Raw genomic sequence first — 22157 nt, 5'->3', positions numbered from 1 at the left:
TGATGATCTGTTCGTCGGAAAAACGCTTCTTCATGGGGATGTCCTCATGTGGCTTATGAAGACATTACTAACATCGGGGTGTACTAATCAACGGGGAGCAGGTCAACTCAAAACTGTTATTCACCGCGAGTATTCTGGCTTGCTTCTCCGCCTGCTTAACCTCAGACGGGTCTTCACCATTAGCGAGTAATCGCTTCGCTTCATTTCGCTTATCTCTTGCCTCAGCGAGGGTTACATCAGGGAAAACGCCAATTGAAAGGAGCTTTTCTTTTCCTGCCAGGCGGTACTTCAAGCGCCAGTATCGGGAACCATTCGGGTTAACTAGCAGGTACAGGCCGCCGCCATCCGCCAGTTTGTAGGGCTTGTCCTGAGGCTTAGCTGTGCTTATCTGGCGTGCCGTTAACTTCATTGGGGGTATCTCTTTCCATTGAACCTGTATATACCCCCGAATGTACCCCCACATTGGTGTGGATTTCAATACAATTTAGTAGACGTAGGGAGAGCGAGATTTAGCTGAGTGGCTTGGTATGGCTGGATTTAGTAGACTTTGAGAGACGTTAGTAGAAGTGAGAATGGCACGCCCTGTAGGATTCGAACCTACGACCTACGGCTTAGAAGGCCGTTGCTCTATCCAACTGAGCTAAGGGCGCACTGAGAAGCGTGTACTTCGCGGTGGTGAAACGCGAAGAATTATACGGTCAATGGCAGGTGAGTCAATGCCTTTTCCGTTTTCAGGGCCAATTACCGCTAGCCAATTGTAAATACGGCTATTTTCTCAACATTCCTCCCTGTTTTACCGTAAAATTTAGCGCTGCGAAAAGGCTTAGTTGCATTTAAGTAACGCCTGCTGTTTTCCTGAACGTCAGCTCGTCACACTAGAGCCAGGTATCCCGGCCGCCTGGAGGCTGACAGACAACAGGACAATGGAGTGACAGCGCAAAACCTGATCGATACGCCCCCCCGGTTACAGTACCTCTCTCAGGACATCGTCGGCATTAAGCTTGAGCCTATCGTCACCCTCGCCTCTTTGCGGCAGGTTGGCGTGGAGGTCCTTAGCGTCCTGGCCGATACGCGGCACAGTGAGGATTTTTTTTGCGATCGGTCCGCTGGCTGGTCGCTAACGCTGCTTGAGGCGCAGCTTGCTGCGTTAAAAAATACGCCGCACGGTCATAACCTTTTTATTAATCTGCCGATAACCGTCCTGACAGAGCCTGCGTCCTTCCAGCGGCTCATCAGACTCCCCTGCGTGCCGCTCAATATTGAGTTTGTCGACCTTGCGGCTTTTTTGGCGCTGTCCGTCGCGCAGAAGCAGCGCGTGGTTCAGAATCTGCAGCAGCTGAGCAGACAGGGGCACGCTATCTGGCTGGATGACATTGATGATGTCTTAGTGCAGTCGTTTTTATCCTGTCGACTTCCGTTAAGCGGCATCAAAATAGATAAGGAAGCATTCTGGCGTTTACGCGACACCCCTGCGCTGAGGCAACTGGTTTCCCTTTGCTTTCAGCTTGCCGGGAAAGTGCTTATCGAAGGTATTGAGACTGAACGCGATCGTACCTGGGCACTGCAGGCAGGCGCAGACTTCGGCCAGGGATATTACTGGCCGTCCTGGACATGGCCGGAGGATTAAAACGCCATTTCCAGGAGGGAGACCATGCGAATGACAGTGCGCCGTTACCGGCGGCGGCGTACAGGAAGTGATGCACTGGGATTTACGCGCTCACCTTTTGCTCCCCCCTTTTTCGACCGGCTCGAATTTTTGAGCCAGTCCATCAGCCAGCCCCGCAAAACAGACGCCCCGTTTATTCTCCTGGTGACGGAGGATCATTTCCTGCGCACCGGTTTTCTCAACGGGCAGTTTCCCCTGAGCAGCTGCTGCGATTACGCCACGCTGGACGACGCCCTTGTCGCACAGACGCAATGGCCCTCCGCCCGTCTGGTCGTGGATATTGAAAGCCGGTCAACGGGGCTTCTGGAGAAACTGGATCAGTTGAGAAGGCATAGCCTGTTTCCTCCGTTCCTGACGCCCTGGCTGTTAGTCCGGGCCGATAATTACGACACCCGCCTTTTCTGCAAAGCGGCAGGTCCCTTTCATGTGCTCGAGCGCCAGCTGAACGCCGCGGCACTCCAGCACAGCCTGCTGGATGCCCGCCCGCCACAGGGCTCCGACAAAGACTGGTTCAACCGCAATGAATGGCCGATCCTGCAGGAACTCTCCCGGGGCAAGACGTTACGTCAGATTGCCCTTATGCAGAATCGTCCCTATAGCCGCATTATCTATCGTCTTAGCTGCATCCTGGTGAAGCTGGGGCTGAGTCATCGGCAGGAATTGTTGCATCTTCTTAATAACCTCTCAGACTGCACGTTTTCACTCACGTCCTAACCCCTTATTTCCTAAAGCGCTTTAAGAATTTACTTACCATTCGTGTTTCAAAAATGTTAATTTTTAACAATAAAGTCGAAATTATAACTATTCCTAATTTATGGGCGAGAACCTTGTGAAATGCCACAAATTGAACGAACGGCAGCACTTTCCTCCATCCGTTAAGTGAATGCAGACAGCGTTAACAAGATGATAATGATGTAAAAACAAGCAGCTTAGCGACTGCGCCCTGGAGGGAAAAGCGAAGCAGATAGCATGTTCTCCTGTGCAGGAGTTGCGGAGCTGAAGGTCAACCTTCACGCTTTCAGATGAAGGTCTGACGGCCTGCGAGGGCAATTGTTCACCTCATCAGACCGGGCGAGTCCCCCAAAATGATGCGTATTTTTGTTAACAATTGATCAACATACAGAGATATCTGTTATTTTTTGTTATTACATAAAGATGAAAATATGCGGTAAATGGGATAACAGGATATTTCCGCTAAATTTAAAAAAATAGCGATTCAGATCCAGAAGATAATACAAACCAATATCCTGTGATTAATTTACAGGGTTTTCGGAAAAAACTTACCCTGTATAATAAGAAGCGTACCAAATCTGAATAAGAAAAACCTTTTTGCCAACACCAGCCAAATGAGATGACCGCGCTGAGGCATAGTTCTTTTCATTACGTAAACAAGGATGCTTTCGCTCTTTCCAGGGAAATACTACGGTATAGGGATCTGCACATTATATCCTTCCGGCATTTCGAGAGTTTTACCAAACTCTGCATAACGCTTTTAACAATCTGAGGCATTAAAAATGAAACCGGCATCCGTTATCATTATGGACGAACATCCTATCGTCAGAATGTCGATAGAAGTCCTGCTACAGAAAAATAAGAATATCACAGTCAAGCTCAAGTCTGGCGATAGCCATGAAGTCCTTGACTGTATCCGTAATCACCCTATCGATCTGGTGATCCTTGACATTGAACTCACGGGCACGGATGCTTTCGCTTTACTTAAGAGAATCAGAAACTTAAACAAAGACATTAAGGTTCTGTTCCTCTCATCTAAATCAGAGTTATTTTACGCGGGTCGCGCCATTCGCGCCGGGGCAAATGGTTTCGTCAGTAAACGAAAAGATTTGGGTGAGATCTACAACGCCGTAGAAATGATCCTGATGGGCTATTCCTTTTTCCCATCGGAAACGCTGAACTTTATAAACCATTTGGGTTCAGGGAAAGGGATGGCAGTCGATATGCCATTATCAAATCGCGAGGTCACGGTATTACGCTATCTGGCGAATGGATTATCCAATAAGGAAATTGCTGAACAGCTACTATTAAGCAACAAAACCATTAGCGCGCATAAATCCAATATTTATTCCAAGCTGGGCGTGCAAAGCATCGTGGAATTAATTGATTACGCCAAAGCGCACGAGCTGCTTTAACCTGAATTCACTCCCTGCAGCTTATCTGAGCTGCAGGGAGTGCGGTCAGTGCTAATTATAGTTAATCATAAAGGTGGCATCCGCATCGGCTCGTCCGGGCTGAGGGTTATCTGCAGTGGCAATATAATTGGCATAAAACGACAATGTTGCATTCCCCTGCGCATCAACCGAGACCGGCTGGCTGGCCTGCTGGAGAGCCAGACGCGTTTTATCCGCATCCCTGATCTCTACCGCGACACGGCTCGCTGTACTGGCGTCGTTCAGCGCCAGCAAACCGTTATTGCTCCCGTCGGCTTTACCCGAAAACGTTATCGACGCCGCGCCCGGCGGACAGCCGGTCAGCTTCAGCGTAAACGGCATGGGCTGCGTGCGGCTCCCGGTGGTGCTGAGCTGTTTCGTGGGCCAGGTGCCCAGCGTGACGGTCTTGTCGCTGTCGCTGCCTTCCGCAACGCAGGTAAAATCGACAATATTGCCGTAGAGCCGAATGTTAATTTCACCCAACGCGGTGTCCGCCTGAGCCTGTGTGCAAAGCGCAAAGAGCGCCACGGTGAGAAAACGGATCCCTTTTCGCATATCGGCTCCTTAGTCGTAATCCACGCGCAAATACCCGCGCGAGGTGAAACGCCCTTCCGCTGGCTTGTTGCCCGTCACGCTCACCGGCCAGACGCGGATCCCCACCTTTGCCTGCGCGCTGTCGTCGAGGCGGAACGGAATTTTGCTTGTCAGGTTGTTAGGCGTCAGCGGCGCACCGCTCTCGTTGGCAATGATGAACCCGACGTCGGGGTTATCCGACACCAGCACATTATCAGAGACTTTCTCCGCCTCTACGCGCATCGTCAGCATGGCGTTCGCCTCGACGTTGGTGCATTTGATCGCAATGGTTTTGCTTTGCGATGAGACGCCCTCCGGTTTGTTACCTACGCCCGCCTTGCTGAACAGGGAGGCGCCAATGTCGCCGAAATCAAACTCCACCACGTTCCCGGCGTTGATAGCGCAGCTTTGCGGCACCTGAATGGTACCGCTGTAGCTGATGGTATAGACCGGCGTGGTGAGCGGATCCGAGGAGGTGGTGGTGACGTAAACGCGGAACATGGTGGCGCGCGGGATCACGACCATATTAATAAAACGTCGGGTTACCTTAAGGCGGAAGACAAGGCTGGAGTCCTGAACGCCAAACGGCCTGTTTTTGGAGACGTTAGGATGGCTCCCCATCTGGATATAGTTTTTTGGCGGATAAAACACGCCAGCATAGCTGTCCGTGATTTTCATGGCTCCCTCCAGATAGTCGTTCAGCTTCAGATACTGATAGCCATCGCTTGTTCCCGTAACCTGATAATCGGTCACGTAGCTACGCTTGGTGGTATTCCCGACCGTGCCCTTCGGGCAGACGGCATTGACCCCTACCCACTGCGACTTCTCGCTGAGCGTCACGACCTGTCCAATCTGGTTATTCGAGCTATTGAATTTGTCCGTCAGGTCGTAATGCACTTCCGTCGGCACGCCTTTTTCATTGACGCACACGGTGGCGAATGCGTTTGCCGCAGGCAGTAGCGCCAGAAGCGACAAGCCTAAAATGTAGGTTTTATTCACAGCGAATCCCCTTCATTGTGATTGCCTGTTGCAGGCTCTTTTCAGGCAAGCTGTAAGGCGCGCGACACTGAGACTGCGCCCCGTCGCCCCACTGGATCAGCAGCTCGCCCTCCAGCGGCAGCCCGCTCAGGTAAATTTGCCCGTCGTCCCCCACCATGCTGGTGACCCCGCTTTGCGTTTCGCGGACCACCGCGCCAAACGGCACGGGCTGGTTGCCGCGCGTTACCGTCAGCAGGGCGCGCACGCCAATGCGGGTATCAAAGCTGGCGCGCACCAGCGCGCCTTTGGTCGGCACCACGCTGCTCACGTTGTTTTCGATGTCGGTGTTGTTGCTCATGGTGTTGGTATCCAGCGCCACGCGGTTGTAGCGGTAGACGGTGGCATACGGCATCACCGCATAGCCTCGCCAGTCGGTTCTCACGCCGGTCTGGTTTTCCACGCTGACGCCGGATGCCCCCGGCGCTTTGATCAGCACGTTGGTGTCACCCAGCGGCTGGCTGAAGGTCACGCCGTCGGCATGACCGACGACCCCGCCGGAGAGCTGCCAGTTGAGATCGTGCTGATCGTCGCTGTAGTTGTAACCCACGCCCAATGTGCCGTAGGTCGCCTGCCAGTTGGCGCTGGCGCTTCCGCTTGACCCGTTGGTGCTGGTGTGTCCCTGAGTCACGCTGTAGTTCAGGTTGCGGCCCTCCAGCAGCGTGCCGCTGACGCCGGTTTGCCAGCTTGTGTCGCCATCGCTGTTCCGGCTGGCGGATGCCGTGGCGTAGGCACGGTCAATCGCGCTGTCCCGGCGATAGCCCTGACGGGTAAAGATACTGAACGGCACGGAGACGTTAAACGACGCGATCCGGTCGGTGCCGTCGATCCCGACGGATTTGTTCCACGACCACGAAACGGAGTAGTTGATTCCCTTCATGCCTCCCGCATACCCCAGCTGGTACCAGAGGTTCGACTCGTCGGTTCCCCAGTAGGTCTGCTCGCTGCCGGAGATATAGACCGAGCCGTAATCCCCCAGCGACTGAGAAACGTTAAGCTGGAAGCGGCCTTTTTTATTCCACGTCAGGTTGTGATAGCTCTGCACGTCCGGCACATCGTTATCGTCCTGGCTGTCGGCATACTGATAGCCTTCCATTGAGCGCCATGCCACATCGTCCAGGGTGTAAAACCCTTTTGTGGAGTAGCGGTAGCCCAGCAGCTGGAAGTTGGTGCCGAAGCCGTTAAGGGATTTCGCATAGAGGAAGCGCAGGGACTGTCCTTCATGCTTGCTGTCGTCCGCGAGCTGGCTGCGGGCGTGGGTGATATCGAGCGAAACCGCGCCCCAGTCGCCCAGGTTTTTTCCGGCCCCGACGGCAACCGCGGTATAGCGTGACGCCAGCTGCGTCCCGCCGTAGAGCGTAAAGCCGTTGGCAAGCCCGGTAATCAGGGTGCCCTGGGTGAAGAACGGCGTATCCTGATCGCTGTTACCGCTGCGGTAATCCCCCGCGACGAGGTCATACTTCCAGCGCCCTTCACGCTGCAGAAGCGGCACGGTGGAGTACGGCACGGTATAGCGCTGCTGGGTACCGTCTTTCTCTTCTACCGTCACTTCCAGGTCACCGCTTGAGGAGGTCGGGTTGAGATCGGTAATCGCAAATGCGCCCGGCTGCACATAGCTTTGATAGATCACGTAGCCATTCTGACGCACCACCACTTTGGCGGGCGTCCGGGCGATCCCGCGCACGGTGGGCGCGTAGCCCTGCAGGCTGTCCGGATACATGCTGTCAGACGAGAAGAGCCGTCCGCCGCGGAACCCCATGCTGTCGAAGACGTCATTGCCGGTATTGCTGTCGCCCAGGACCAGTTCGCTTTTCAGCGGGATCACGGTGCGCTGCGCCCAGGTGCCAATATTCTGCCACTCGCTGTGCCGCTGCCCGTTGGTCTGCGTGTATCGCCATGCGCCGTTGTTGCGCAGGCGCCAGGCGCCGTAGTTCAGCCCGCTCTGCAGGTTGAGGTAATAGCTGTCGTCTTCGCTGCCCCGGTTGCCCGTAAAGCTGTAGTTCAGCAGCGCGGCGGGGATGCCTTCATCCCACTGTTCCGGCGGAATGTAGCCCCGGGCGCTGTTCTGCAATGCCACCTGCGGCAGGCTGACGTTCAGGCGCTGTGAGGCAAAGTTGAATACCGTTTCGCTGCCGGGAATGGCCGTGGTCAACGGGACGCACGCCTCACCCTGAACCTGAGCCAGCTCGGGAAACGCCGCAACGTTGACGCCAAAGCGGTCCAGCATCGCGCGAGTAATACACGGCGATAGCCCGCCCGCCACCGGCGGCGTGTTCTCTGCCTGCTCAAAACGCACGTCCTGAGTCCCGATAAATTCATCGTTACGCCAGATATCCACGCGATAAACGCCGGGTGCCTGCTGGTGCCCTTGTTCAAAACGCGACAAATCCGCCACGCTGGCGGTGTCGTCGGACAGGAAGGCCGGGTTGAAATAGCTTTCGCTCCAGCCAGCCTGCGGCCAGAGCGCAGCCATCAGCGCCAGTGCAACCGGGCAGTAACGTCCCTGAGGGTTTTTCATCGCCCTGACTCTGCTCACAGGTTGACGCTACGCGCCGGCGTGATGGCACCGTAGTCATTCACGCTCTGCCAGGAGAGCGTGCCGCCGGCACCGGCTGGCAGCACCTGCTGTGCCGCGCTTTTCGGCGCCACCATGAGGTTATCCAGCGTCTTCCCGCCCAGCTTCAGATTGACGAGGGTGATGTAATACGGAGACGCGTTGCTGACTTTGAGATGGTTACCCGCGCGCTCAAACCGCAGCTGGGAAAGCGCCTCTTCCGGCTGCATTGCCAGGTTGTTCGGGCGCACAAACAGCTTGATGCGCGAGAGGATAGCCAGCTGCAGCACGTTATTGTTTTCCGTTTTGGCTTTGTTCACTGACGGGATCGCTTTCACGTTCATGTAAAACAGCGATTCACGGTCGGCAGGCAGCGCAGGCCCGGCGTAAATAATGCGCAGCGTGTTTTCACTGTCCGGCTCGCTAACAAACAGGGGCGGCGTGACGGCAAATGTTTTTTCTTTTTGCCCGTTCGCATTTTCGATCCACGCGTTAATTAAATAGCGCTCCTGTTTATTGCTGTTGGTGATCGCCAGCGACGTTTGCTTCGCGTCGGCCGGGTAAATAACGCGGGTGGCTCCCAGCGCAATACCGCCGGATGCATTCGCGCAGGCAGAAACCATCATTAAAATAAACGATAAAAAAAGTCCTGGTTTAATTAGGGTATTCATCACAACCGTACCTTTAATAATGTGTTCGCAGGTGTTATGGATAAATCAACGTAAACCAGACATCCGACTGAATTTTGCCTGGCTCGAGGTGTTCGGAAATAGCCCGATAGCGGGCGCTAAAATGGAACGCCAGCTCGCGGGTATCGATCGGCAGCCAGCTGACGGCCGTGGCGTTTGGGATAATCTGACGCTGCTGCTCGTCAAAGAGCGCCAGCCCAACGCCGCTGCTGACAGGCGTTTCACCTGGTCGCGATGTCGCCAGAAAGACCTGAGGATCTTCTGCGGGTGTGGCCCCCTGAAACTGGATCCCCACGGTGCGCGAAACATCAACGCTGCAGTCCAGCAGCCGTACGGTGAAAGGCACATTCACCGTGGAAAAACTGCCCACGCCGGAAAATGAATTGGTTCGGTACTGCCCCATATCGATGCGCATATTCTGGCTGTCGGGCGCCACGGCGCAGCCGCCGTTCACCAGTTCACCTCTGAGATGAACCTTGCCACCTTCGATCACCACGGTATGCGCCGATGCCGGGCAAGCCATCGCAAGGGTTAACAGCAGTAGTGTTCCTGTCCTTGTCATCCTTTGTTCCTGGCAATAGCGTATGACGGGCCTCGTCCCTGAGGCCTGAACATCCCTGTGCGGAGGAATTATTCGTATTTCATAACGAAGGTGGCGTCAGCGTTCGCCTGGCCTGGCTCGGTAGTCGCAGCCGTGGATTTATAACGCGCGGTGAACTTCAGGGTGTTCGTCCCTTCGATCAGCGTCTGCGCAGCAGAGAAGGTCGCACCGTCTGGCGTCAGAACGCTGGATTTGCTGTCGAGGATCTCGATACCCACGCCTTTCGCGGTGTTGTCGTTGCTGCCGGAGGTGACGGCCAGCAGGGTTTTGTCGGTTGGGTCGATCTGACCGGTGAACGCAACGGCTGCAGTTTTGGCCACCAGCGGATCGCAATCGTTCAGTTCAATGTTGAACGGAATATTAGAGGTGGTGTCGCCCACTTTGGTGAATTTCGCGGTACGATACTGACCCAGATTAACGGTCTGCTCGGAAGAATCAGTATTTACTGAACAAGCCGCATTAACCAGCTCACCTTTAAAATGTACGGTACCGCCATTTACGGAAACCGGCGCAGCAGGATCCGCTGCATTTGCGGCACCCGCAACCAGGGCCAAAGTTGCAATAACAGTAGAAGCAATGTTGCTGAGTTTCATGTCTATTCCTTTAAAATGTAAATAACCCTTCCCGCGAAAAATCGGGAATAAGAAATACGTTCAATTGAGTAATTGAAAGCTTATTTCGGAGGAGACAAAGTAGCTCAGGAGGTGATTTTTAAATATGTCAAAACGCTGCCATTTTACCAGGTCACATCCTAATCCCGCCTAAGAAAATGACCATCCCTTAAGAAGGGTTTTTGCGTCTTGCGGATAAAAACGCGCAAAGGGTGACTGACAGCGGGGCTCGCTTCTGACAAAATACACGCTTCCCCCCTTTCGAACGTTACAGACGGAATCTTCTCTCTGATGGCAGCAAAGATTATTGACGGTAAAACGATTGCGCAGCAGGTGCGCTCTGAGGTCGCGGAAAAAGTGAAGGCGCGTAAAGCGGCCGGAAAACGCGCCCCCGGGCTGGCCGTTGTGCTGGTTGGCAGTAACCCGGCATCGCAGATTTATGTCGGCAGCAAGCGCAAAGCGTGTGAAGAGGTGGGGTTCGTCTCCCGCTCTTACGATTTGCCGGAAACCACCAGCGAAGCAGAACTGCTGGAACTTATTGACACTCTGAACGCCGATAAAGAGATCGACGGTATTCTGGTTCAGCTGCCGCTGCCCGCCGGTATCGACAACGTGAAGGTGCTGGAGCGTATCGCACCGGATAAAGACGTGGACGGCTTCCATCCTTACAACGTTGGCCGCCTGTGCCAGCGCGCGCCGCGCCTGCGTCCGTGCACGCCGCGCGGTATCGTGACGCTGCTGGAGCGTTATAACATCGATACTTACGGCCTGAACGCCGTGGTCATCGGCGCGTCCAACATCGTGGGCCGCCCGATGAGCATGGAGCTGCTGCTGGCAGGCTGCACCACCACCGTTACCCACCGCTTCACCAAAAACCTGCGTCACCACGTTGAGAACGCCGATCTGCTGATCGTCGCGGTCGGTAAGCCGGGCTTTATTCCAGGTGAATGGATTAAAGAGGGAGCAATTGTCGTGGACGTCGGGATTAACCGTCTGGAAAACGGCAAAGTGGTCGGCGACGTGGTGTATGAAGATGCCGCCGCGCGCGCCTCTTACATTACCCCCGTACCGGGCGGCGTAGGCCCGATGACCGTCGCAACGCTGATTCAGAATACCCTGCAGGCGTGCGAAGAATATCACGACGTAGAGGACGCGTAAGATGGCCACATTTTCATTAGGCAAACACCCGCACGTTGAGCTGTGCGATCTGCTCAAGCTGGAAGGCTGGAGCGAAAGCGGCGCGCAGGCGAAAATTGCCATTGCCGACGGGCTTGTCAAAGTGGACGGTGCGGTGGAAACCCGCAAGCGCTGCAAGATTGTCGCGGGCCAGACCGTGAGCTTTGAAGGGCAGAGCGTGACCGTGACGGCGTAAGCCGTTCGATGCCCGGTGGCGCTGCGCTTACCGGGCCTACGTACTGTCTCCGTTTGTAGGCCGGGTAAGGCGAAGCCGCCACCCGGCAATTTCTATCTCTATCCCCTCACACCCATCACGGTTATTTATCGATCCACTTCAAATAATCAGTATTTCGTCTGTTGAAAAGTGAAAATTCAGTTGCGCGTTTTTCACGCTTTGCCCACGATAAGTAGAACGTTCTACTAAAACGTTCTACTTACAATAACAGCGCCAAAAAAAGCGCTACTCGGGGGAAATCAGCATGAGTCTGATATCAGGGTTTGTTAAATCGCTGTCTAAGTTATCGATGATTGGTCGCGCCTTAATGCTGCCAATTTCACTGCTTCCCGCTGCGGGCCTGCTGCTGGCCTTCGGCGATAAGTTCCATCTGCCGCTGATGATGAACGCGGGCGGGGTTATCTTTGATAACCTGCCGATGCTTTTTGCCATTGGCTCTGCCGTGGGCCTGGCGTCAGAATCCGGCATTGCGGCGCTGTCCGCGGCGGTGTCGGTGTTTGTCACCAATATCACCATCAGCACCGTGCTGAGCATCACGCCGGAAATGGCCTCTCAGGGCGGGAAATACGCCATGGTGGTGGGCATTCCGACGCTGCAGATGGGCGTCTTCGGCGGCCTGATCTGCGGTATTCTCGCGGCCTGGTGCTATAACCGCTTCCACACCATGCAGCTTCCGGAATTCCTGGGCTTCTTCTCCGGCAAGCGCTTCGTGGCGATTGCAACGGCGTTCCTCTCGTTCCTGATGGGGCTGCTGCTGCCGTACGTGTGGCAGCATATCCAGGCCGGTATCGACGCCCTCTCCGTGGTCGTTAACGGCGACAACCAGGCGGCCTCGACCTTTATCTTCGGTCTGGTGGAGCGCGCGCTGATCCCGCTCGGTCTGCACCATATCTGGTATCCGTCGTTCTGGTATTCGTTTGGGGATTACACCACCCAGGCAGGCCAGGTGATCCACGGCGACCAGACCATCTGGTTCAAGATGCTGGAAGAAGGCGTGAAATCCTTCAGCAGCGATACCTACCAGAACGCCGGTAAGTTCATGCAGGGTGAATTCCCGCTGATGCTGTTCGCGCTGCCTGCGGCGTGCCTGGCGATGTATCACGAAGCCCATACGAAGAATAAGAAAATCGCGGCCGGTATTCTGTTCTCCGCGGCGCTGACCTGCTTCCTGACGGGGATCACCGAACCGGTTGAGTTTACCTTTATCTTCGTGGCGCCGATTCTGTACGTCTTTAACGCCATCATGGCGGGTCTGGCCTACATGACCATGTACCTGCTGCATGCGCATATCGCCAAGTCGTTCTCTGCGGGCTTTATCGACTATCTGTCATTCGGGATCCTGCCGTCGTTTAACGGCTACCAGACCCACTTCCTGAGCGCCATTATCATCGGCATTCCAATGGGCCTGATTTATTACTTCACGTTCCGCTTTGTGATCCGTCGTTTCGACGTGAAAACGCCGGGCCGCACCGAAGTAACCGCCAATGCGGATGAAAAATCGGATTCCGAGCTCGCGACCGAGATCATCACCCTGCTGGGCGGCGCGCATAACATCGACTCCGTCGGCGCCTGTATCACCCGCCTGCGTCTGGAAGTGGCAAAAAGCGACGCGGTGGATAAAGACGGCCTTAACGGACTCGGCGCGCGCGGCGTGGTCTTCGTCGGCGACAACGGCATTCAGGTGATTTTCGGTGCCAGAGCACAGTTTATCGCCCAGACCATGTCCACCATGATCGGCAAATAATAAGATGCCTGAACGACACGTCTCCTGTACGCTGGGAGGCGTGTTTTATCTGGCTGATAATCGGTAAATTTCAGGGAGCGGTTTTGAAGAAAGTCAGCATTATTGATGTCGCGAAGCACGCGGGCGTGTCGGTTTCCACCGTCTCGCTGGTGCTGCGCCAGAAAGGGAAAATCTCAGAGGCAACGATCGAGAAGGTCAACGCTGCCATCAATACCCTGGGCTATGTTCATAACGTTGCCGCTGCCAACCTTCGCGCCAATACCTCTAATCTGATTGGCCTGATCCTTCGCGACTTTAGCGACAGCTTCTCCATCAAGGTGATGGCGAGCATTGTTCAGGATCTTGAAAAACAGGGGTATATGGTTTTTCTCGGTCAGCCCCAGAACGACCATGACCAGCTTGAGCGCTGCCTGCTGTCGTTTAAGCAGCAGGGCGTCGCCGGGGTGATCTATCTGGCCTCGGATACCCGCACCGCCACCCTGCCGGAAAAGATTCGCCACTGCCCGCTGCCGCTGGTGGTGGTCTCGCAGTCGCTGCTGGATGAAAAATGCAATCTGGTGATGCGCGATAACCGGCAGGCGGCCAGTCTGGCGGTGCGTTATCTTATCGAGCGCGGTCATCGTAATATCGCCTACATAGGCGGACGGGAAGGCTGCCTTATCCGCGAGCAGCGCCTGCTCGGCTTTCGCAGCGCGATGGCGCAAAACGGACTGGTCTGGCGCGATGAATACTCGCCGGCCTGCAGCGATGACACGCTGGCAGCGGGTTTTGCCACCCGCCAGCTGCTGGAAAAAAACAATACCATCACCGCCCTGCTCTGCCACTCGCCGGATGCCATGATCGGCTCCATCTCCGGTATTCATCAGGTCGGGCGTACGGTGGGTAAAGATGTGTTTCTGACGCAGCAGGTCGCTCTGGTCGGTTTCGAAGATATGCTCCACGTGAACCTCACCTCGCCCTCGTTTACCTACGTCTCGTCCGCCAGCGAAGAGACGGGGCGTCAGGCGGCCGGGCTGATTATTCGCACGCTGAAGGAGCCGACGCTGCAAACCCAGCGCATTACGCTTTCCGGGCAGCTTATCGCACGCGAGTCGGCGTAAAATCAGAATTTAGCACAGGTTTTTTAGCGCGGAATGACTGCTATATTTCCATGATTTGCCATGGATAATCACAATGCCTACCGTCATTACGCACGCTGCTGTTCCGCTTTGCCTGGGCTTAGGCCTGGGGACAAAAGTTATCCCACCCCGTCTGCTGTTTGCCGGCATTGTTCTCGCCATGCTGCCGGACGCCGACGTGCTGGCGTTCAAGTTCGGCGTCGCGTACGGCAACGTTTTCGGCCATCGCGGCTTTACCCACTCCCTGCTGTTTGCCTTCGTGGTGCCGATACTTTGCGTACTGACTGGACGACGATGGTTCCGGGCCAGCCTGACGCGATGCTGGCTGTTTTTAACCGTGTCACTGCTGTCGCACAGCCTGCTGGATTCGATTACCACAGGCGGGAAAGGCGTCGGCTGGCTGTGGCCGTGGTCGGATGAACGCTTCTTTGCGCCGTGGCAGGTGATTAAGGTCGCGCCGTTTGCGCTCTCACGCTATACCACGCCGTACGGGCATCAGGTGATTATTTCAGAACTGCTGTGGGTGTGGCTGCCGGGTGTAGTGCTGATGGGGTTGCTGTGGTGGAAAAGAAGGTAAAAAAAAGCCGGGTGGCGGCTGCGCCTTACCCGGCCTACTTTTGCCCGTAGGCCCGGTAAGCGTAAGCGTCACCGGGCGTTACAGACTTACTTACGGCGCCAGGTAGTTCCCTGCGGGCCGTCTTCCAGAATGATGCCCATCTCGGTCAGACGGTTACGCGCCGCATCGGCCGCTGCCCAGTCCTTCGCCTGACGCGCTTCCAGACGCGCCTTGATCAACGCTTCAATCTCCGCCACTTCACCGTCGTCCGCCTGCGCACCGCTCTGCAGGAACGCGTCCGGCTCCTGCTCCAGCAGGCCGAGCACGGCAGAGAGCTTACGCAGATGTGACGCCAGCGCATTCGCGGCCGCCATATCCTCGGACTTCAGGCGGTTCACTTCGCGCGCCATGTCGAACAGCACGGAGTAGGCTTCCGGGGTATTGAAGTCGTCGTTCATCACCTCAACGAAGCGCGCTTCGAACGCTTCGCCGCCTGCCGCCGGAACAGACCTGTCGGTTCCGCGCAGCGCGGTGTACAGACGCTCCAGCGCCGAGCGCGCCTGCTTCAGGTTCTCTTCGCTGTAGTTCAGCTGGCTGCGATAGTGGCCGGACATCAGGAAGTAGCGCACGGTTTCCGCGTCGTAATACTTCAGCACGTCGCGCACGGTAAAGAAGTTACCCAGCGATTTCGACATCTTCTCGCGGTCAACCATCACCATCCCGGAGTGCATCCAGTAGTTCACGTACTCGCCGCCGTGGGCGCAGGTGGACTGCGCGATTTCGTTTTCGTGGTGCGGGAACATCAGGTCTGAACCGCCGCCGTGAATGTCGAAGTGCTTGCCCAGCTGCTTGCAGTTCATCGCCGAACACTCAATGTGCCAGCCCGGACGGCCGTCGCCCCACGGGGATGGCCAGCTTGGTTCACCCTCTTTGGACATCTTCCACAGCACGAAGTCCATCGGGTTACGCTTCACGTCAACCACGTCAACGCGGGCACCGGCCTGGAGCTGGTCCAGATCCTGACGGGAAAGCGCACCGTAGGTTGGGTCCGTCGGCACGGAGAACATCACGTCGCCGTTGTCGGCAACATACGCATGACCGCGGGCGATCAGCTTTTCGGTGATCTCGATGATTTCGTGAATATGGTGGGTCGCGCGCGGCTCGCTGTCCGGACGCAGAATATTCAGGGCGTCGAAGTCTTTGTGCATCTCAGCGATCATGCGATCCACCAGCGCGACAAAGCTTTCGCCGTTTTCATTCGCGCGCTTGATGATCTTATCGTCGATGTCGGTGATGTTGCGCACGTATTTCAGCTTGTACCCGAGAAAACGCAGGTAGCGTGACACCACGTCGAAGGCGACAAAGGTACGGCCATGGCCAATGTGACAGAGATCGTAAACCGTAATACCACACACGTACATGCCGACTTCCCCGGCATGGATAGGTTTAAATTCCTCTTTTTGGCGCGTCATTGTATTAAAGATTTTTAACATCGAAGATTCCATGTAAACACGTGTGTGGTTGAAAACCGGCTATTCTACCCGTAATTCAAACCCGAAGCAGCACACAATGCAAGGTGATCGCATCCTGTGGTTATGCTATAACAAGCCCCTATAGATGACCCGAAGGCGGGTCGACGTACCACAATAACGGAACAGGATGCAAAAATGGTTACTTTCCACACTAATCATGGCGATATCGTAATCAAAACCTTTGATGACAAAGCGCCTGAAACAGTTAAAAACTTCCTGGACTACTGCCGCGAAGGTTTCTACAACAACACCATTTTCCACCGCGTGATCAACGGTTTCATGATCCAGGGCGGCGGTTTCGAACCTGGCATGAACCAGAAAGCCACTAAAGAGCCGATCAAGAACGAAGCGAACAACGGCCTGAAAAACACCCGCGGCACGCTGGCGATGGCACGTACTCAGGCACCTCACTCCGCTACTGCACAGTTCTTCATTAACGTGGCGGACAACGACTTCCTGAACTTCTCCGGCGAAAGCCTGCAGGGTTGGGGCTACTGCGTATTCGCAGAAGTGGTTGAAGGTATGGACGTGGTTGACAAGATCAAAGCCGTCTCTACTGGCCGCAGCGGTATGCACCAGGACGTTCCAAAAGAAGACGTTGTGATTACCAGCGTGACCGTCAGCGAGTAATTGGTGGCGACACTCTTTATTGCGGATCTTCATCTGCAAACAGAAGAACCGGCGATAACCGCCGGTTTTCTGCGTTTTTTACGCGGTGAAGCGAAAAGCGCTGATGCGCTGTACATCCTGGGCGACCTCTTTGAAGCCTGGATTGGCGACGACGATCCTAACCCGCTGCACCGTGAAATAGCCGCCGCCATTCACGCGCTGGTCGATTCCGGCGTCCCCTGCTACTTCATTCACGGCAACCGTGATTTCCTGATCGGCAAGCGCTACGCCCGTGAAAGCGGCATGACGCTGCTGCCGGAAGAACAGGTGCTCGATCTCTACGGCCGCAAGGTGCTGATCATGCACGGCGACACGCTCTGCACCGACGATACCGGCTACCTGGCGTTTCGCGCCAAAGTCCACACCCCGTGGATCCAGAAGGTGTTCCTTGCCCTGCCGCTGTTTATCCGCAACCGCATCGCCGCCAGAATGCGCGCAGGCAGTAAAGCCGCCAACAGCAGCAAATCCATGACCATCATGGACGTCAATCCGCAGGCGGTCGTGAGGGTAATGGAAAAGCATGAGGTTCAGTGGCTGATCCACGGTCATACCCATCGTCCTGACGTGCATTCCCTCATCGCCAACGGCCAGCCCGCACACCGCGTGGTATTGGGTGCCTGGCACACCGAAGGTTCCATGGTCAAAGTCTCGCCTGAGGGCGTGGAGCTGATCGCGTTTCCGTTTTAACCCCTCCACATCATTCTATTTTTTTGAACAATATCGGCAAATTGTTTCGATTTTAATCCGCCCGTGGTCGGCCTATTATTTATCACATCAGTGCAACACGCCCTATCCCAGACAAAACACTTAAGGAATACGACCATGAAATCCATCAAAACTTTCGTTGCAGTTGCGGCTCTCTCCCTGGTTTCTTTCGGTTCTTTCGCGCAGAGCGTGAGCGCAACCGCCTCTACCCTTGACCGCGCAGAAGCGAAAATCGCTGCACAGGCTGCTGAACAGGGTGCGTCTTATAAAATCACCAGCGCGAAGGTCGATAATCGCGTGTATATGACCGCAGAACTGACGAAATAATGATTGCCCCTCGACGAAAACAGACCGCCAGAATGCGGTCTGTTTTGTTATGAATTGATGGCAACAACGGCTCAAGATTTAACCGCGCAACCGTTTTCCTTGCCCGTATAACATGCTATTCTCTGTGCCCTCGAAAGCAGTGTGTTTCGCACCACAGGAGTTTTAAGACGCATGTCTTCCCGCAATAATCCGGCGCGTGTCGCCATCGTGATGGGGTCCAAAAGCGACTGGGCTACCATGCAGTTCGCCGCCGAAATCTTTGACATCCTGAATGTTCCGCACCACGTTGAAGTGGTCTCTGCACACCGTACGCCGGACAAACTGTTCAGCTTCGCCGAAAGCGCCGAAGAGAACGGTTATGAGGTGATCATCGCCGGTGCGGGCGGCGCAGCACATCTGCCGGGCATGATTGCCGCCAAAACCCTGGTGCCGGTTCTGGGCGTACCGGTTCAGAGCGCCGCGTTAAGCGGTGTGGACAGCCTCTACTCCATCGTTCAGATGCCGCGCGGTATTCCTGTCGGCACGCTGGCGATTGGCAAAGCGGGTGCCGCAAACGCCGCCCTGCTGGCCGCGCAGATCCTGGCGACGCACGATAAAGACTTACATGAACGTCTGGCGGCGTGGCGTAAAGCCCAGACCGACGAAGTGCTGGACAACCCGGACCCGCGGGGTGCGGCATGAAGCAGGTTTGCGTTCTCGGTAACGGCCAGTTAGGCCGCATGCTGCGTCAGGCCGGTGAGCCGCTGGGTATTACCGTCTGGCCCGTCGGGCTGGACGCCGAGCCAGAAGCCGTCCCATTCCACCAGAGCGTGATCACCGCCGAGATTGAACGCTGGCCGGAGACCGCTCTGACCCGCGAGCTGGCGCGTCATAACGCCTTCGTTAACCGCGACGTGTTCCCGATCGTTGCCGACCGCCTGACGCAAAAGCAGCTGTTCGACAAGCTCGGCCTCGCGACCGCGCCGTGGCAGCTCCTGTCTGATAAAAGCGAGTGGAACGACGTCTTCGCCATGCTGGGCGAACTGGCGATCGTGAAGCGCCGCGTGGGTGGCTACGACGGCCGCGGCCAGTGGCGCCTGCGCGCAGGCGACACCGCCGAGCTGCCGAATGACTGCTACGGCGAGTGCATCGTTGAGCAGGGCATTAACTTCAGCGGTGAAGTCTCGCTGGTTGGCGCGCGCGGGCATGACGGCCGCACGGTGTTTTATCCGCTGACGCATAACCTGCATCAGGACGGCATTCTGCGCACCAGCGTCGCCTTCCCGCACGCCAATGCCGACCAGCAGGCGCAGGCGGAAGAGATGCTCTCTGCCATCATGCACGAACTCGGTTATGTCGGCGTCATGGCGATGGAGTGCTTTATCACCCCGTCCGGTCTGCTGATCAATGAACTTGCGCCGCGCGTGCACAACAGCGGCCACTGGACGCAAAACGGCGCCTCCATCAGCCAGTTCGAGCTGCACCTGCGCGCCATTACCGACCTGCCTCTGCCGCAGCCGGTGGTGAACAGTCCGTCGGTGATGATCAACCTGATCGGGACCGATCTGAACTACGACTGGCTGAAGCTGCCGCTGGTGCATCTGCACTGGTATGACAAAGAGGTCCGCGAGGGTCGTAAAGTCGGCCACCTGAACCTGAACGACAGCGACACGGGCCGTCTGAGCGCCACGCTGGAAGCCATGATCCCGCTCCTGCCGCCGGAATACGCGAGCGGTATTGTCTGGGCACAATCTAAGCTTAAATAGTTCTCCCTCCGCCGGGGAGTTGACCTCCTCTTTCCCCGGCGTACAATTCCCGCCCATTGCTGCTTAGCTTTCTTCTGGAATAACCATGAACGATGGAACGGACTATCGCGCGATCCTCGCGTCCGATACCCCTTTAATCGACGTTCGCGCGCCGATCGAATTTGCCCAGGGCGCGATGCCAGCGGCAGTCAACCTGCCTTTAATGAACGATGACGAGCGCGCCGCCGTCGGCACCTGTTATAAACGTCAGGGACCGGACGCCGCGCTGGCGCTCGGCCATCGCCTGGTAAGCGGCGACACGCGTGAGGCCCGCATCAACGCCTGGCGCGAAGCCAGCCTTGCCCATCCTGAGGGCTTTCTCTGCTGCGCGCGCGGCGGCCAGCGCTCGCATATCTCGCAGGCCTGGCTGAAAGAGGCGGGTGTCGACTACCCGCTGATCCGCGGTGGCTATAAGGCCCTGCGCCAGACGGCGATTCAGGTGACCATCGAGCAGTCGCAAAAGCCGATGGTGCTTATCGGCGGCTGTACCGGGAACGGTAAAACCCTGCTGGTGAAGCAGCACGCGCAGGGTATCGATCTGGAAGGGCTGGCGCACCATCGCGGCTCGTCATTTGGCCGCACGCTCACGCCGCAGCTTTCTCAGGCCAGCTTTGAAAATCACCTTGCGGTTGAGCTATTGAAAAAAGACGCCGCGCGCTGGGTGCTGGAAGATGAAGGCCGGATGATTGGCTCTAACCACCTGCCGGCCTGCCTGCGCGACCGCATGGTTGAAGCCCCTATCGTGGTGGTCGAGGATCCGTTTGACATTCGTCTTGAGCGCCTGCGCGAAGAGTATTTCGACCATATGTGGGCGGACTTTTCTGCCGCCTACGGCGAGGAAGCGGGCTGGAAAGAATACAGCGAGTACCTGCATCACGGCCTGTTCGCCATACGCCGCCGTCTTGGGCTGCAGCGCTTTGCGGAATTTACCGCGCTGTTAGACTCCGCGCTGCTGGAACAGCAACGCTCTGGCCGCACTGACGCGCACTTCAGCTGGCTTGTACCGCTCCTGAACGACTATTACGACCCGATGTATGGCTATCAGCTGGAGAAAAAGGCGGAAAAGATTGTGTATCGCGGGACGTACGAAGAAATTGCTGAGTGGCTTGATCGCTGAAAAATAAAGCCGGGTGGCGGCTACGCCTTACCCGGCCTACGCGTACTGTTGTAGCCCCGGTAAGCGCAGCGCCACCGGGGAACAGACGGCTTAGAAGTCGTAACGCAAACGCACCAGGTTCATGTCGCCCAGGTTGTCGGTGCTGGAGGTGAACACGTGTTCGTAATCCACGCGGAAACCGTAATCCAGCTGGAAGCTGATCCCCACGCCGTTGTCGATGCGCTGGTAGTTACGGCCGTTCACGTACTCAATGCGGTCACCCATGAAGTAAGGCTGGATGGATTTCACCGCGTACTGACCGACTGGGAATTTGTACCCTGCGAAGTACTCAATACCCCACGCGTCGCCCGCAAAGTAGTCGTTAACAGACACTTTTTTGGTGGTCAGGAAGTTCTGATACCAGCCGCCGCCTGCGGAGAAGGTCCAGTTGTCCGGGGTCCAGCTCAGCGCGGTACCGAGGATATTCTGGTCGTAGGTTTTGCTGTCGCCGTTGTCCGGGTTACGCATGTCGGCGCGGGTGTAGTTCCACGCGGCGCCCCAGGTCAGATCGGTGGTCAGGTGGTAATCCAGACCCAGCGAGCCGCCGCCTTTACGCTTGTAGCGCAGGCCGTTGCCCGGCAGGTATTCGCTGTCTTCAAACAGGTAGGATGCGTAAATGTCCGCATCGCCCACGGTTTTCTTATATTTCAGCATCTGGCGTGAACGGTAAGAGCCGTCGTAATCGCCGTTGATCCCGTTACCCGGTGCCTGAGCGATCATGTCGTAGTCCCAGATATCGGTTTTCGCGCCAACCACATCATAGTAAACGCTGTTCTGTTGACCGAAGGTCAGCGTACCCCAGGTGTCGCTCTTCAGACCGGTATAGAGCATACGACGCGTGGTGTCGTGTGCGCCTTCGGCGTAGTGGTGATCCCAGTTAAACTGCGCAGGAATATTCACACCCAGCTCGTAGTAGCTGATCCAGCTGATGTCATCAAACAGGTAGTAATCTGCTGCGAAACGGAAGCGGGTGCCGCCGTCAAAGCCGTTACGCTTGTAGCTGTTTTTACCGTCGTCGCCGGTCATGTTCTGGAACTGAGGACGAATGCTGCCGCCAACGGTGAAGTTCAGGCGGCTCAGCGGGTTACCCGCCTGAGGATCCTGCTTAAGAACGGTGATTTCCGCCTGAGAAGCGAAGGTCGTTAATGCCACTGCCGCGCCAATCGTTGCCGCCAGCGCTGATTTTTTTATAGTCATTATTTTTCCTTAATAGACACGCTGCTAAATATTTAGCGGGTGAATATTAACTGGAAATAATCGG

22 protein-coding genes, 1 tRNA gene and 1 pseudogene are annotated in these 22157 nt (G+C 56.1%); 14 read left to right on the top strand and 10 right to left on the bottom strand.

What is annotated here, in order from left to right:
- Nucleotides 1-106: 106 nt before the first annotated feature.
- Together ACOTXI_RS13770 and ACOTXI_RS13765 are read right to left on the bottom strand one after the other, a co-directional pair.
- Nucleotides 107-409 (bottom strand): annotated as a pseudogene (locus ACOTXI_RS13770) (Arm DNA-binding domain-containing protein); the annotation flags it as partial.
- A gap of 164 nt (nucleotides 410-573) precedes the next feature.
- Nucleotides 574-650 (bottom strand) — tRNA-Arg (locus ACOTXI_RS13765).
- A 278-nt stretch (nucleotides 651-928) separates the two neighbouring features.
- Here ACOTXI_RS13765 and ACOTXI_RS13760 point away from each other — a divergent pair.
- The 3 genes from ACOTXI_RS13760 (at nucleotide 929) to fimZ (ending at nucleotide 3813) form a co-directional block, all read left to right on the top strand.
- Nucleotides 929-1627, top strand: coding sequence for an EAL domain-containing protein (locus ACOTXI_RS13760; RefSeq protein ID WP_058655045.1), 699 nt, complete (start codon nucleotides 929-931; stop codon nucleotides 1625-1627).
- Between the two features lie 24 nt (nucleotides 1628-1651).
- Nucleotides 1652-2380, top strand: a complete 729-nt coding sequence (locus tag ACOTXI_RS13755; protein WP_008499340.1) for a helix-turn-helix transcriptional regulator — start codon at nucleotides 1652-1654, stop codon at nucleotides 2378-2380.
- A gap of 800 nt (nucleotides 2381-3180) precedes the next feature.
- Nucleotides 3181-3813: a fimbria biosynthesis transcriptional regulator FimZ gene (fimZ, locus tag ACOTXI_RS13750; RefSeq protein WP_008499339.1), complete on the top strand. Its 633-nt coding sequence runs from the start codon at nucleotides 3181-3183 to the stop codon at nucleotides 3811-3813.
- Between the two features lie 51 nt (nucleotides 3814-3864).
- Here the strand turns inward: fimZ and sfmF are convergent, their stop codons facing one another.
- From sfmF to fimA, 6 genes are all read right to left on the bottom strand, one after another.
- Nucleotides 3865-4386 (bottom strand): fimbria assembly protein, encoded by a 522-nt coding sequence (gene sfmF, locus ACOTXI_RS13745; RefSeq protein ID WP_058655046.1) that lies wholly within the window; start codon nucleotides 4384-4386, stop codon nucleotides 3865-3867.
- A gap of 9 nt (nucleotides 4387-4395) precedes the next feature.
- Nucleotides 4396-5403 carry a type 1 fimbria D-mannose specific adhesin FimH gene (gene fimH, locus ACOTXI_RS13740; RefSeq protein WP_103786820.1) on the bottom strand — a complete coding sequence of 336 codons (1008 nt, stop codon included), beginning with the start codon at nucleotides 5401-5403 and terminating at the stop codon, nucleotides 4396-4398.
- Nucleotides 5396-7957 (bottom strand): fimbrial biogenesis usher protein, encoded by a 2562-nt coding sequence (locus tag ACOTXI_RS13735; protein WP_058655047.1) that lies wholly within the window; start codon nucleotides 7955-7957, stop codon nucleotides 5396-5398. The genes fimH and ACOTXI_RS13735 overlap by 8 nt, the downstream gene beginning before the upstream one ends.
- Before the next feature lie 14 nt (nucleotides 7958-7971).
- Nucleotides 7972-8664, bottom strand: a complete 693-nt coding sequence (gene fimC, locus ACOTXI_RS13730; protein ID WP_023326827.1) for a type 1 fimbria chaperone FimC — start codon at nucleotides 8662-8664, stop codon at nucleotides 7972-7974.
- A 34-nt stretch (nucleotides 8665-8698) separates the two neighbouring features.
- On the bottom strand, nucleotides 8699-9244 hold the full coding sequence (gene fimI, locus ACOTXI_RS13725) for a type 1 fimbrial protein subunit FimI (RefSeq protein WP_008499334.1): 546 nt from the start codon (nucleotides 9242-9244) through the stop codon (nucleotides 8699-8701).
- 68 nt (nucleotides 9245-9312) lie between these two features.
- Nucleotides 9313-9876, bottom strand: coding sequence for a type 1 fimbrial major subunit FimA (gene fimA, locus ACOTXI_RS13720; RefSeq protein WP_008499333.1), 564 nt, complete (start codon nucleotides 9874-9876; stop codon nucleotides 9313-9315).
- Between the two features lie 309 nt (nucleotides 9877-10185).
- On the opposite strand from fimA, the gene folD reads away from it, so the two are divergent.
- From folD to ACOTXI_RS13695, 5 genes are all read left to right on the top strand, one after another.
- Complete coding sequence (gene folD / locus ACOTXI_RS13715) at nucleotides 10186-11052, top strand: bifunctional methylenetetrahydrofolate dehydrogenase/methenyltetrahydrofolate cyclohydrolase FolD (RefSeq protein ID WP_008499332.1); 867 nt, start codon at nucleotides 10186-10188, stop codon at nucleotides 11050-11052.
- A gap of 1 nt (nucleotide 11053) precedes the next feature.
- Nucleotides 11054-11266, top strand: coding sequence for a ribosome-associated protein YbcJ (ybcJ, locus tag ACOTXI_RS13710; protein ID WP_004143016.1), 213 nt, complete (start codon nucleotides 11054-11056; stop codon nucleotides 11264-11266).
- 283 nt (nucleotides 11267-11549) lie between these two features.
- Nucleotides 11550-13049, top strand: coding sequence for a PTS transporter subunit EIIC (locus ACOTXI_RS13705; RefSeq protein ID WP_008499331.1), 1500 nt, complete (start codon nucleotides 11550-11552; stop codon nucleotides 13047-13049).
- An 83-nt stretch (nucleotides 13050-13132) separates the two neighbouring features.
- Nucleotides 13133-14149 (top strand): Mal regulon transcriptional regulator MalI, encoded by a 1017-nt coding sequence (malI, locus tag ACOTXI_RS13700; protein WP_021241606.1) that lies wholly within the window; start codon nucleotides 13133-13135, stop codon nucleotides 14147-14149.
- A 73-nt stretch (nucleotides 14150-14222) separates the two neighbouring features.
- The gene (locus ACOTXI_RS13695) at nucleotides 14223-14744 is read left to right on the top strand and encodes a metal-dependent hydrolase (protein WP_008499329.1); all 522 of its coding nucleotides are present in this window, start codon (nucleotides 14223-14225) and stop codon (nucleotides 14742-14744) included.
- A gap of 86 nt (nucleotides 14745-14830) precedes the next feature.
- On the opposite strand, the gene cysS is transcribed toward ACOTXI_RS13695, so the two are convergent.
- Nucleotides 14831-16216: a cysteine--tRNA ligase gene (gene cysS, locus ACOTXI_RS13690; RefSeq protein WP_008499328.1), complete on the bottom strand. Its 1386-nt coding sequence runs from the start codon at nucleotides 16214-16216 to the stop codon at nucleotides 14831-14833.
- A gap of 174 nt (nucleotides 16217-16390) precedes the next feature.
- Here cysS and ppiB point away from each other — a divergent pair, with 174 nt between their 5' ends.
- From ppiB to mnmH, 6 genes are all read left to right on the top strand, one after another.
- The gene (gene ppiB, locus ACOTXI_RS13685; protein ID WP_008499327.1) at nucleotides 16391-16885 is read left to right on the top strand and encodes a peptidylprolyl isomerase B; all 495 of its coding nucleotides are present in this window, start codon (nucleotides 16391-16393) and stop codon (nucleotides 16883-16885) included.
- A gap of 3 nt (nucleotides 16886-16888) precedes the next feature.
- The gene (gene lpxH / locus ACOTXI_RS13680; RefSeq protein ID WP_058655099.1) at nucleotides 16889-17611 is read left to right on the top strand and encodes a UDP-2,3-diacylglucosamine diphosphatase; all 723 of its coding nucleotides are present in this window, start codon (nucleotides 16889-16891) and stop codon (nucleotides 17609-17611) included.
- A 135-nt stretch (nucleotides 17612-17746) separates the two neighbouring features.
- Nucleotides 17747-17956, top strand: coding sequence for a YdgH/BhsA/McbA-like domain containing protein (locus ACOTXI_RS13675; protein ID WP_008499325.1), 210 nt, complete (start codon nucleotides 17747-17749; stop codon nucleotides 17954-17956).
- Between the two features lie 171 nt (nucleotides 17957-18127).
- The gene (purE, locus tag ACOTXI_RS13670; protein ID WP_021241611.1) at nucleotides 18128-18637 is read left to right on the top strand and encodes a 5-(carboxyamino)imidazole ribonucleotide mutase; all 510 of its coding nucleotides are present in this window, start codon (nucleotides 18128-18130) and stop codon (nucleotides 18635-18637) included.
- The gene (gene purK / locus ACOTXI_RS13665) at nucleotides 18634-19701 is read left to right on the top strand and encodes a 5-(carboxyamino)imidazole ribonucleotide synthase (protein WP_023293121.1); all 1068 of its coding nucleotides are present in this window, start codon (nucleotides 18634-18636) and stop codon (nucleotides 19699-19701) included. Before purE ends, purK begins: the two co-directional genes overlap by 4 nt.
- 85 nt (nucleotides 19702-19786) lie before the next feature.
- Complete coding sequence (gene mnmH, locus ACOTXI_RS13660) at nucleotides 19787-20857, top strand: tRNA 2-selenouridine(34) synthase MnmH (RefSeq protein WP_058655048.1); 1071 nt, start codon at nucleotides 19787-19789, stop codon at nucleotides 20855-20857.
- A 90-nt stretch (nucleotides 20858-20947) separates the two neighbouring features.
- Here the strand turns inward: mnmH and ACOTXI_RS13655 are convergent, their stop codons facing one another.
- Entirely contained in the window at nucleotides 20948-22093 is a 1146-nt protein-coding gene (locus ACOTXI_RS13655) for a porin (protein ID WP_008499321.1), read from the bottom strand.
- Nucleotides 22094-22157: the final 64 nt, after the last annotated feature.

Origin of the sequence: Enterobacter cloacae complex sp. BZL2005, assembly GCF_049238885.1 — a bacterium.
GTDB classification, from domain to species: domain Bacteria; phylum Pseudomonadota; class Gammaproteobacteria; order Enterobacterales; family Enterobacteriaceae; genus Enterobacter; species Enterobacter roggenkampii.
This window is presented reverse-complemented; position numbering and strand designations above follow the sequence as displayed.